General features: G+C 48.0%; 9 protein-coding genes. 4 read left to right on the top strand and 5 right to left on the bottom strand.

The annotated features are described in order from the left end of the window. Positions 1-231: 231 nt before the first annotated feature. Positions 232-1743: a B12-binding domain-containing radical SAM protein gene (locus WC259_RS01130; RefSeq protein WP_015407171.1), complete on the bottom strand. Its 1512-nt coding sequence runs from the start codon at positions 1741-1743 to the stop codon at positions 232-234. Between the two features lie 71 nt (positions 1744-1814). Next, positions 1815-5261, bottom strand: a complete 3447-nt coding sequence (gene mfd, locus WC259_RS01135) for a transcription-repair coupling factor (protein ID WP_372642846.1) — start codon at positions 5259-5261, stop codon at positions 1815-1817. Positions 5262-5410: 149 nt separating this feature from the next. Between mfd and proB the strand changes: the two genes are divergently transcribed. The 3 genes from proB to WC259_RS01150 are packed head-to-tail and all read left to right on the top strand — an operon-like array spanning position 5411 to position 7134. Continuing rightward, the gene (gene proB / locus WC259_RS01140; RefSeq protein ID WP_078986975.1) at positions 5411-6532 is read left to right on the top strand and encodes a glutamate 5-kinase; all 1122 of its coding nucleotides are present in this window, start codon (positions 5411-5413) and stop codon (positions 6530-6532) included. Between the two features lie 12 nt (positions 6533-6544). After that, positions 6545-6811, top strand: coding sequence for a hypothetical protein (locus WC259_RS01145; RefSeq protein ID WP_011309641.1), 267 nt, complete (start codon positions 6545-6547; stop codon positions 6809-6811). After that, positions 6808-7134, top strand: a complete 327-nt coding sequence (locus WC259_RS01150; RefSeq protein ID WP_015407174.1) for a hypothetical protein — start codon at positions 6808-6810, stop codon at positions 7132-7134. Before WC259_RS01145 ends, WC259_RS01150 begins: the two co-directional genes overlap by 4 nt. A 39-nt stretch (positions 7135-7173) precedes the next feature. Here the strand turns inward: WC259_RS01150 and WC259_RS01155 are convergent, their stop codons facing one another. From WC259_RS01155 to WC259_RS01165, 3 genes are all read right to left on the bottom strand, one after another. Next, on the bottom strand, positions 7174-8358 hold the full coding sequence (locus WC259_RS01155; protein ID WP_015407175.1) for a trypsin-like peptidase domain-containing protein: 1185 nt from the start codon (positions 8356-8358) through the stop codon (positions 7174-7176). An 89-nt stretch (positions 8359-8447) separates the two neighbouring features. Further along, a complete protein-coding gene (locus WC259_RS01160) occupies positions 8448-9290 on the bottom strand; it encodes a S1C family serine protease (protein ID WP_011309644.1) in 843 nt (280 codons plus the stop codon). Between the two features lie 191 nt (positions 9291-9481). After that, positions 9482-10252, bottom strand: a complete 771-nt coding sequence (locus WC259_RS01165; RefSeq protein ID WP_012984445.1) for a MerR family transcriptional regulator — start codon at positions 10250-10252, stop codon at positions 9482-9484. A gap of 103 nt (positions 10253-10355) precedes the next feature. On the opposite strand from WC259_RS01165, the gene WC259_RS01170 reads away from it, so the two are divergent. Next, complete coding sequence (locus WC259_RS01170; RefSeq protein ID WP_012984446.1) at positions 10356-11630, top strand: glutamate-5-semialdehyde dehydrogenase; 1275 nt, start codon at positions 10356-10358, stop codon at positions 11628-11630. The last annotated feature ends 184 nt before the right edge of the window (positions 11631-11814 follow it).

Raw genomic sequence — 11814 nt, forward strand, 5'->3', positions numbered from 1 at the left:
TTAAATTTATAGCCGAAATCCGGTCCGGGCATTTTATTGCCTGTTACAGCTGATACTCTGAAATTTCGGATACCAAGATGTTTGCCGTTAAAAACGGGTAAACGGTATAGTGGGTTGTTACCTGAAAAAGACCAAGCCTAAGGGGTAACCCCTGCCCTGCCAGACGGCTAAGACGTTTTACCCCCCCCTAAAAGAGCCTATATATAGGTCAGATTTGGATTGAGACAGCCCTCAGGCGGTGTCCTGCCCGAACTTGCACCCCGTATAACGTTCTAAAACTTTGCGGAAATGATAGCCGTAAATGGATAGGGTAACTGCCAGAGGAAATGCCTTGGGATTTTTTATCAGGGTAGAGCCCAACAACCGCCAATAATACTTCCGGCTGTTGTCCACAATACCCAGATGCCACACAGACCGCATAAATGCCCTTAGCCTCTGGGCTGATATCGGTTTCACCCGCCCTTTGGGTTTGGGATGATATCTGGATATAAGTACAGCTACCCGCTGGTAATATTCGCGGGGGGCATATATGGCTGAGAGCACCCGGTTATAACCGTTTATAAGCACTTCGGTCTTCATGCGGGGTACGAAGTTCAAACTGCAATCTGTATTATCTCCCCGAAAATCTTCCAGCAGACGTTTTTCCTTCTTAAGCCTGTTCCACAAACGGGTGCCTCTGGGGGCATTTAAAAGCCCGACCATGGCAGTCACAATGCCGCTTTGCTGAATGAAATTTATCTGGGCACGGAAAATAGAAGCCGGGTCACTGTCAAAACCCAGTATGAAACCGCCCTGAACCTGAATACCGGCCTGCTGGATTTTCTCAATTGAAACCAGCATATCCCTATTGGCATTCTGGTGCTTGGAACATTCCGCTAAACTTTCGGCATTGGGTGTTTCCACTCCCACAAATACGGTATCAAAGCCTGCTTCTACCATCAGGTGAAGCAGTTCATCATCGTCTGCCAGATTTATAGAAACCTCGGTATTAAATGAAAAGGGGTAACCCTTTCGTTTCTGCCAGGCTATGACTGCCGGCAATATGTCGGCCTTGAGTTTATTTTTGTTGCCTATAAAGTTGTCATCTACAAAGAAAACTCCCGAACGCCAGCCGGACTGGTACAGGGCATTAAGTTCAGCCAGAACCTGCACACGGTCTTTTGAACGGGGAACACGGCCGTTTAGGACTACAATATCACAAAACTCACAGTTAAACGGGCAACCCCGCGAATACTGAAGGCTCATGGAGGAATATTCTTTTGACTTTACCAGCTTCCAGAGGGGTATGGGTGTTCGGGTAAGGTCTGACTTTTCTTTTTCGGGGTATACCGCTGCCGCTTTTCCCTCTTCCAAATCACGCACAAAACCTGCCAGAGAGTTTTCCACTTCCCCCAGCAACAAATGGTCTATGCCCTTCAGGGTTTCAGCCTCAGCCGTAAAGTAAGGCCCTCCGGCCACTACTTTTTTACCCAGAGCATGGCAGCGGTCTATACATTCGTGGGCGGATTTTTGCTGAACTGCCATAGCGCTTATAAAGACGTAATCTGCCGCCAGTATATCTTTATCCATCAGGTTTTCAATATTAAGGTCTACCAGTTTCTTTTGCCAGCCATCCGGCAGCATGGCGGCAAGAGTCAGAAGACCCAACGGCGGAAAAGAGGCTTTTTTAGAAACAAACTTTAAGGCATGCTTGAAGCTCCAGAATGTGTCGGGATAACGTGGGTAAAGGAGTAAAATTTTCATCTGAATCTCCTGACAGAGGATATTTGAATATTTTGAATAATATCATAAATTTTATTCATTTTAAACCCTGCCTACCCCAATCGCCAGATTACCTCTTCCAGTACCTCTTTCCATTTATCACCAATTTTTTGAAACTCTATAGCCACCTGATTACGCCCTGCGATAACCCCTGCCCGAAGCGGTTCAAGCAAAGACTTGTTTATTATCAGCCCGCCCAGCATCCGCACCACTATCTGGCTGCCTTCGGTTACTATAGTATCCACGTGGGCTTTTTTAGCCAGCAGACGCAGACGGATTGAATAAAGCAGGTTTTCAAGTTCCGGCGGCATTGCCCCGAACCGGTCTGCCAGTTCCTTTTCTTTTTCCTGAACTCCTGCCAGACTGGTTAAAGCCGATAACTGCTGGTAGATGGAAAGCCTGAGATCCAGGTCCTGAATATAATATTCGGGTATAAATGCATCCAGAGGTAAATCCAGCTTGGGGGCAGGCATGTTCTTGAGGCGTATTTCCTCTTTTGAAAGCCCGCTGCCCGTAGCTTTCAGCCCGGCCACAGCCTCTGACAGCATCTGGGTATACAGATTGAAACCGACTGAATTTATATACCCTGACTGTTTTACCCCAAGCAGTGTTCCCGCACCCCGTATCTCCAAGTCTTTCATAGCAATGCCGTAGCCTGCCCCCAGTTCAGCTGCCTCATAGATAGTTTTCAGGCGTTTCTCAGCATCGCCGCTAAGGCGTTTTTCTTTTTCATACAGGAAATAGGCATATGCCAGCTGAGAACTCCGCCCCACCCTTCCCCGCAACTGGTAAAGCTGGGTAAGCCCGAAGCGGTCTGCCCGGTTTATGATAAGGGTATTGGCATTCGGCACATCCACCCCGGATTCTATTATGGTGGTACATACCAGCACATCCAGTTCATGCCGCACAAAATCAGCCATTACGGCCGCCAGTTTTTCTTCAGCCATCTGCCCGTGCCCGATACCTATGCGGGCTTCGGGAACAAGCTGCTGGATACGTTCTGCCAGCAAATTTATGCCCATCACCCGGTTATTCACAAAAAATACCTGCCCGTTTCTTTCCATTTCCCGCAGTATAGCTTCACGTATCAGCCGTTCATCAAAAGCGGCTACTACGGTCTTTATAGGCAGGCGTTCACCGGGCGGAGTTTCGATAATACTCATATCCCGCACTCCCACCATGGACATGTGCAAAGTACGGGGTATGGGGGTAGCGCTAAGGGTAAGCACATCTACCTGGGCACGCAGTTTCTTGAAAAATTCCTTGTGGGCTACCCCGAAGCGTTGCTCTTCATCTATAACTACTAATCCCAAGTCTTTAAACTTTATATCTGCCTGAAGCAGGCGGTGAGTACCTATGCAGATATCCACCTCGCCTTTTTCCAGATTTTCAACCACTTCTTTCTGTTCGGACTGGCTGCGGAAGCGGCTTAGCACCTCTACTTTTACCGGAAAAGTGGCCAGCCGTTCACGAAAAGTAGTGTAATGCTGCTGGGCAAGCACAGTAGTAGGTACTAAAACTGCTACCTGCTTGCCATCCATAACCGCTTTGAAAGCCGCCCTTATAGCTACCTCGGTTTTACCGTAGCCCACGTCCCCCAGTATAAGCCTGTCCATAGGGCGGGTTTTTTCCATGTCTTCTTTGACATCGTACAGGGCCTTCAGCTGGTCAGGTGTTTCCACATAGGAGAACGATGCTTCCATCTCCTGTTGCCAGACGGTGTCTGCCGAAAAAGCATAGCCGCTGGCCAGTTCACGTTTGGCGTAAATCTCAAGGAGCTCACGGGCAGTCTCTTCCGCGGATTCACTGGCCTTTTCTTTAGCCCTTTGCCATTCCTGAGTACCCAGCCGGTGCAAAGACGGGGGTTCATCCCCACTACCTATAAAACGGTTTACCCTGTCCATCTGGTCTGTGGGTACATAGAGTTTGTCGCCGCCGGCATACTGGAGTATCAGGTATTCTTTATCCATGCCGTCACGGTTCATATGGCTGACCCCGCTGAACAGGGCTACCCCGTGGTCTATATGCACCACAAATTCACCCGGCTTTATATCCAGCACCACTCCCTTGCGGGCAACCGGACGTTTGGAGGGCAAACGCCGCTGTTTTACAAAACCAAAAAGTTCGGCATCGGTAAATACGTGCAAGCTACCGCTTAAACTCCAGCCCGCACCCAATATCCCTTGAACAAGGCTTAGGCTGGCAGACGGAGGGGTTTTTAAAATATCTGTTTGAACATTTGTGGAAATACCCTCTTCCGCCAGAAGCTCGGTCAAACGGGCGGCCTGATGGCTGACTATAACCACCCTGCCTGCGTGCCCTTTCAGTTCCGGCAGTTTCTCATACAAACTGGTTAAACGCCCCACATAATTATCCGGAGAAGCAAAATCCAGCTTCAGAGACTCACTCTCCCGCCCGAAAGAGGCCATAATAAGCCTCTTTTTGGTTTTTAGCATTTCAGATATCTCTGCCCAGCTGAAATACGGGCGGGGATAAACGGAAGGAAGCTCACCTTGTGACAGACGGTCTGAGCGCAGTTCTTCGGCTTCTTTATCCAGATGAAAAGCCGCCTGCTCTATAGAGGCAGGCTCATCCAGCACTACCAGAGCATCCGCCGGCAGATAATCAAGTATGCTTGAGGTATTGAAAAGAGGGGCAAAAAATTCCGGGTATTCCGGTTTTAAACCCTCCTGCAAGTGTTTTATATCTGCCGACAGAGTGCGGCTGAATTCAGGATTAAGGTTATCAGTGAGCAAAGCATCCAGCTTGTTTTTAAGCTCTTGACGGGGCAACTGCCCCAGATGAAAAATTTCACTTGCGGGGCTGATGGTAAGCTCGTTTACTTGCTTTCCCGAACGCTGGCTTTGAGGGTCAAAATTACGCAAACTTTCCAGCGTATTGCCGAAAAATTCCAGCCTTACCGGGTTATCTTCGGTATGGGGGAAGATATCCAGTATCCCGCCCCGATGTGAATATGTTCCCGGCATTTCTACTATGCTTTCCTGACGGTATCCCAGTTGCTGAAAATGGCAAATAAGATTCTGGGGTTCTGTTTCCAATCCCGTCCAGACCTGCACAAAAGACTGCTCAAATACTTTGGGGAATATATACCGCTGAAGCAGAGCCGGCACAGCTGTAACTATTATCCGGACATCTCCACTCCGGATAAAACCGCCCAAAATGCCTGCCAGACGCATTTTTTCCAGTGAGGAATTACGGTCTGAAACTGCCCTCTGGTAAGGCAACAGGCTGGGGTCAGGCAAAAACCCCGGCTCTTCCCCGCTGTAAGCGGCTATCTGTTCCAGTAGTTCCCGTGCCCGCTCCGGCTGTGAAGTGATAACCAGCATGGGGCATTTAAGCTTGCGGTATACCGCCGCCAAACTGAAACCCCTCCCCGCATCTAAAACAGAAATATCAGCTTCACCCCTGTCTAAAGATTCAAACAGGCTGTTAAATGAAGGACTTTGGTCTATGAGAGGCAACAAACCGCTAAGGTTCAATATATTCTCCAAACACATTTAGGGGCTTACCGTTAGAGGTAGCCCCGTTTGGAAATTGTATCACCGAAAGCACCCGCCCTCAAGTCAGGTGCAATATATACGGGGTAATCCTTGTTCTGGCTTAACTTGCTTGCTATAATGACTTATTTATGAACGAAAATTGTTATAAACGGGTTGTAATAAAGTTGGGCACCAGTCTGCTCACCGGCGGCACAGGCAAGCTTGACCATGAGCGCATGGCTGACCTGTGCCAACAGATAGCTGAACTGACCCGCCTGGGTACTGAGATAGTTATAGTTTCTTCGGGGGCTATTGCCGCCGGACGCTCTAAAATGGGTATCCGCCACATTCCGAAAGATGTTCCTTTTAAACAAGTGCTGGCCGCCATAGGCCAGAGCCAGCTTATGAATTATTATGACCAGTTATTCAGTCCTCACGGGCTGACGGTTGCCCAAGGTCTGCTGACCAAAAGTGACCTGTCTGACCGTTCGGGTTACCTCAACGCCCGAAATACCCTGCTGGCTTTGATGGAACTGGGAGTTATAACCATTGTCAATGAAAATGACGTGGTAGCAATAGATGAAATCCAGCAAGCCAAATTTGGGGATAATGACAATCTGTCGGCCATGGTAGCCAACCTGATAGAGGCTGATTTACTGCTGATACTGACCAATATCCGCGGGCTTTACACCTCAGACCCTACTCTCCACCCTGAAGCTACCTTGATAACCGAGGTCAAAGAGATTACCGAAGAACTGGAGCAACTGGCCGCCGGCAGCTCAAACAAGCTGGGTACAGGCGGAATGGTAACCAAACTGGAAGCCGCCAGACTGGCCACATCTTCAGGGGTAACCGCCATTATTGCAGACGGGCATATACCGGATATTATTCTCAAACTGGCGAATGGTGAAAATGAAGGCACCCGTTTTATACCTTCACTGCACAAGCCGGATAGCCGCCAGCGCTGGATGATGAGCGGGCTTTGCACCCGCGGCAGCATCTGTGTAGATGACGGGGCAGCCAAAGCACTAAGAGAAAACCAGAAAAGCCTGCTGGCCGCCGGAGTGCAACAGGCCGAAGGCAAATTCGGGCGGGGTGATATTGTAAAGCTTACCGACAGCCACGGAAAACGGCTGGGTTATGGCATAACCAATTACTCTTCAGATGATATTTCCAAAATAAAAGGCCTTCACTCACAGGAACTAAACGCCGTTTTAGGGGGCAACCAAGGCCCTGAAGTAATACACCGCAATAATCTGGTGGTAATTTAACGGAGGTAGGTCATGGCACTGGGCAATATATACCAGGGAGACCAGTTGATAGGAGAGGTAGAATATACCTTTCAGGATAATTCTGATTCCCGCTGGTGGGGAGAACTGGTCTTCACTGAATACCACAAAGTAGCTGACGGTGGTGGTTACTCTATCCGCACCGAGGATGGAAAACAAGGGCGCTGCACCCTTAAAAAGAAGCTGAACAAGGCCGTTTACGGCATGCCCTCACGCCATTTCTATCTCTTTCAGGGCATGAGCCTGCTTAAAACCCAGTGAGCATTAAATACACCAGCGGCTTGGGCCATATTTACCTTAAAGAGGTGGACAAACCACTGGCAGATGTCCAGTATAACCTCATGGAAACCAACTCCAGCCAATATACATCCGCCAAGTGGTGGGGAGAGATAACCTCCTCTAAAGAGCTAAAACCGGCTGAATATATTTTTGAGGCTGAAGACGGGCGTAAAGGCAGCGTGGTAATCAGCCTGACTACCCCACCCGGACGCAAACTTCCCAAATACCGTTATCTGGTTAACGGGCGTGGTTCACTGGGAAACCTGCATAACAAACGCGATCAAAAAAAGCCCGGCACGTTTTAGAAACAGCACCGGGCTTTTTAATAACCAATTATTTATAAACTAAAAGAAGTATGAGGATGACGGGCGGTCTTCAAGGAATATTGTTATAGTCCTCTCAACTCCACCCCTCTTTATCTGCAAAACTACCGTCTCACCTGATTCCATCCTCCAGAGAATTCTGAGCAGGTCTGAAAAAGAGGTGACTGCCTTTCCGTCAAACTGGTAAATAACGTCACCATCCCTCAAACCGGCAAGGTCTGCCGGGCTGCCGTGTTCAACATCCAACACCTCAACCCCGTTTGATTCGGTAGCACCGCTAAATCCCGGTATATCATCATAATAGTCATCAACATCTATCCCCAGATACGGATGACTGATGCTGCCGTCTGCTACCAAGCTTTCATAAATCTGCTCGGCGGTAGCCACATTTATAGCAAAACCCATATTTTGGGCATCTAAAATACCGGCACTATTTATACCGATAATTTCACCTTTGAGGTTTATCATAGGCCCGCCGGAATTGCCCGGATTTATAGCCGCATCTGTCTGGATTACGTCAAAATAAGGCGTTTCATCTATAAAAAACCAGTTCTCCAGATTACTTACGATACCGGCAGTGACCGTCATACCGCCATCAGTGGGAGATATGCTTAACGGATAACCAAGAGCAACAACAGTATCACCCATTTTAAGGGTGCTTGGGTCACCGAAAGATGCCGCCTGCAGACCGTTTGCCTTTATTTTAACTACGGCCACATCCATAAAATCATCTATCCAGAAATCCTCAGCCGTATAAACTTGTTTATTGGGCAAGATTACGGTCACATTGGTGGCGTTTTCCACCACATGGCGGTTAGTAAGTATATAGCCGCGGCTATCCATAATAGTCCCTGAACCGGAAACAGTACCTCTTTCACCGGTAGACCGGTCATAATAATCTACTTCTATGTACACCACCGACGCCATAACAGAGGCAATAGCATCCACTTGTGCCGTAGAAAGTTTTAAAAGCTCGCCGATTTGCCCATCCAAAGTAGCTAAATGCCCGTTTACTGCCGTCAGCTGGCTCTTAAGCGTATTTATATCCGTACCGGCTTGACTAAGCTGGCTTTGCAGAGACGAGATCTGCCCCTGGGCAGTCTGCAACTGGTCTTTCTGGTCAAGCAGGAGAATAGTGTTAAACGCACTTACCCCTATCAGTACCAAACTGAGTAATACTCCTATCCATTTCTGGGCGGTAGTCATACCTGCTCCTCCTTTAGATTATCTAATATATAATAATAGCTTCTTCGGGCATATTGGGAAAGGGATGTTCATTTATAAATTTTTCAGCCTTATATGTATAAAGCAAGAAAACTGATAATATCACTAACCGGTATTACCAGATTAATATCTTCTATGTCCTCACCATAGGGTACTATCCCGGCAGAGGGTATACCTATCATAAGTCCATCCATATTCACCATGCAACCGCCGGAGTTGCCGGGGTTTACGGCTGCATCTGTCTGAACATACAAATAACCTTCATAGGTACGCATAGCCGAAACAATACCTTTGGTAAAAGTAGCCGGACCAGCCAAATCAGTCCCTAAAGGGAACCCGGCCGCCACCACGTCCATACCCACTTTGATATCAGCCATAGTGGACAAAGTAACAGTAGGAAATTCCTGGCCGCTAGTAGCACTCATAAGCAGCAAAGCCACATCCCGGCCCGTATCACTGCCTACCACACTGGCCGAATATATAGCACCGCTCATCAGGGTTACCCTGATAGTGGTTGCCCCTTCAATAACATGGTAATTGGTCAGTATATAACCCCGATTATCAACAATAGTGCCTGAGCCGGAGGCAGAAAAATTCCTGCCGCTTACATCTACCCGCACTATAGCCGGTTCAATCAGACTGACCACATCCGAAACCGCACAGGCATGACAGGTAAGGTCTGTATTTACCTGCTGAAGCTGGCTTTGGACAGTTGAAAGGTCTTGCTGCAGGCCGGCAATATCGCCGCCAAGGCCACTAAGTGAAGCCAAACTTTGGGTTAAAGAATCTATCTTGGTTTCAGCTTGACTAAGCTGGTCAGATTTCTGAAAAAGCATAGCGGTATTAAATCCGGTAACCACCACCAGAAGTGCAATAACAGCTATACTTATCCAGCGGGATTTGACACCTTCCATGGCTCTCCTCCGTAATATTCAATTCGGTCTTCAATATCTTTATCATAACTCTTTCAAAACCTAAAATGGGAAAATCAAAAAAATTATTTACCCTGCTGGTATTTAGTATCCTTTCCCATCCAATCCTTGAAACCGGAAAGGGCTGAAGAATATTCTTCAGCCCTTTGTTTATACCGCATATCCCGGTTGCATCAAGTAGACTTTTTAAAATACACCCCGGCCGCATCCGCAATAAAAGCGGCCAGTTCAGGATGAATCTTGTCAAAAAATGCCTTGAATTCCGGGTCATCACGGTAGCCTATGGCTAGACCCAGCAAACCTTCATCTGTGTAATGAGCAAAGTTTTCCAGCCATATCCGCCATTTGTTTATCAGTTCTTGTGACTCCCGGTGGGCAGGGCCGTTAGGTATATTTTTAGCCATATTCTCAAATATGGTTTGCCCTTGGGCCTGAAGCTCTGCCATTTTGGTTTTGCCCATTTTTACTACCATTTCCTCTGAACGCCTAACTGTTTCTTCTCCATACCTGCGGCGGGCTTCACTGCGGTAGTAATCAATCTTCTCCTGCGAAAGCCCCTGATAATATTCGTTTATTTCCATCTCTATTTTCCCTTCCAGACTGGATATAGTTTTTTGAACGGTCTTCTGCAAATCTTCCAGCTGTTTTCCCTTATCCTGTAGCAAACCGCTCTGCCGGCGCAGGTTTTCAAGAAGGCTTGTACCCGGTTCATCAACCAGCAGTTTTATGCCTTCCAGCGAAAACCCCAGCTCACGGTAAAATAATACCTGCTGAAGACGCAAAGCCTCTTCCCTGCCATACAGCCTGTATCCGGCGGCAGTATAACTGCGGGGTTTCAGTAAACCGTTAACATCATAAAAATGCAGAGTGCGTATACTCACCCCTGCCATTTTGGAGAGTTCACCAACTGTGTGTAGTTTTTCCATAACACCATGATAAACCATTACCTTAGGTAATGGTCAAGAGGGTCAAACAATAATTTTAATCTTGCCATTTCTAAGCTTAAAGTTTAATATTTGTGTATTACCACGGCTTAAAGGAGAAATGATGGAAAAAGCACTGCTGGAAATAGAAGAAAAAGCCCGTTTAGCCAGAGCCGCTTCCCGCCCTTTAAGCTATGCTTCATCTGCCCAAAAAGACGCCGCCCTTAAAAATATTGCCCGTTGCCTGCTGGATAACGGTCCTGCCATACTGGAAGCCAATTTGAAAGACCAGAACGAAGCCAAAGCTTCAGGTATGCTCCCCGCCATGCTTGACCGCCTGATTATAGACCAGAGCCGTCTGGAGGGAATTGCCAAAGATACACTCGCTATCGCCGCCCTGCCAGACCCGGTGGGTGAAATATTTGATATGAACACCATGCCCAACGGGCTGATTATCGGTAAAAAACGGGTACCGCTGGGCGTGATTGCGGCTATTTACGAAAGCCGCCCCAACGTTACAGTGGATATTGCCAGTTTGTGCCTGAAAGCCGGAAATGCGGTTATTCTGCGAGGCGGCAAGGAAACTATCCATTCAAATACCATTCTGGCTAAGCTTATCCGACAGGCGGTTGAACAGGCAGGATTACCCAAAGAAGCTGTCCAGTTTATGGAAAATACTGACCGTAATCTGGTAAACCACCTGCTCAAGCTTTCAGATCAGATAGATTTGGTGATACCCAGAGGCGGAGCCGGACTTATTAGTTATGTTAAACAAAACTCTTTTATACCGGTGGTTGCCGGCGGCATAGGGGTAGTGCATGTTTATGTAGATGCCGATGCCAAAGTAACTGATGCGGTAAATATAGCTTACAACTCCAAAGTACAGCGTCCCACCGTCTGCAACGCCATGGACACCCTGCTGGTGCACAAAGATATAGCACCTGTTTTCCTGCCTGCTGTTGCCGCCGAATGGAGCAAGGCCGGAGTGGAAATACGGGCAGATGAGGCCGCCTTGAAAATACTGGAAAACACCTTCGGTTGTAAGCTCATACCCGCCACCCCGGATGACTGGGGCAAGGAATTTCTGGCACTGATTGCGGCGGTGAAAGTGGTAGACAGTCTGGATGAAGCCCTTTCCCATATTGCCAGATACGGCTCAGGGCATACCGAAAGCATAGTTACCCAGAACTATACTTCTTCACAGCGTTTCCTTAACGAAGTAGATGCGGCCGCAGTTATGGTAAATGCCTCCACCCGCTTTACAGATGGCTCGCAATTCGGGCTGGGAGCGGAACTGGGTATCAGCACCCAAAAGATGCATGCCCGTGGCCCGATGGGGCTTAAAGAGATAACCAGCTACAAATGGATAGTCTACGGTAGCGGGCAGATAAGGGGATAGGATACCTTTCTGTCTCTATTACCCGAATATAGTTTAAAGGGGGCGTAAAGCCCCCCTTTTTAATATCTGCTATTTAATCGGCTAAAGCTGAGGCTGGGTAATACCCTTCTGAATATCAAAAAGCTGTCTGATACCGGCTTCGCCCAGTTTGAGTACCTGATCAAGAGTATCACGGGAGAAGGCC

This window comes from Dehalococcoides sp. (genome assembly GCF_041654235.1).
Lineage (GTDB): Bacteria > Chloroflexota > Dehalococcoidia > Dehalococcoidales > Dehalococcoidaceae > Dehalococcoides > Dehalococcoides mccartyi_B.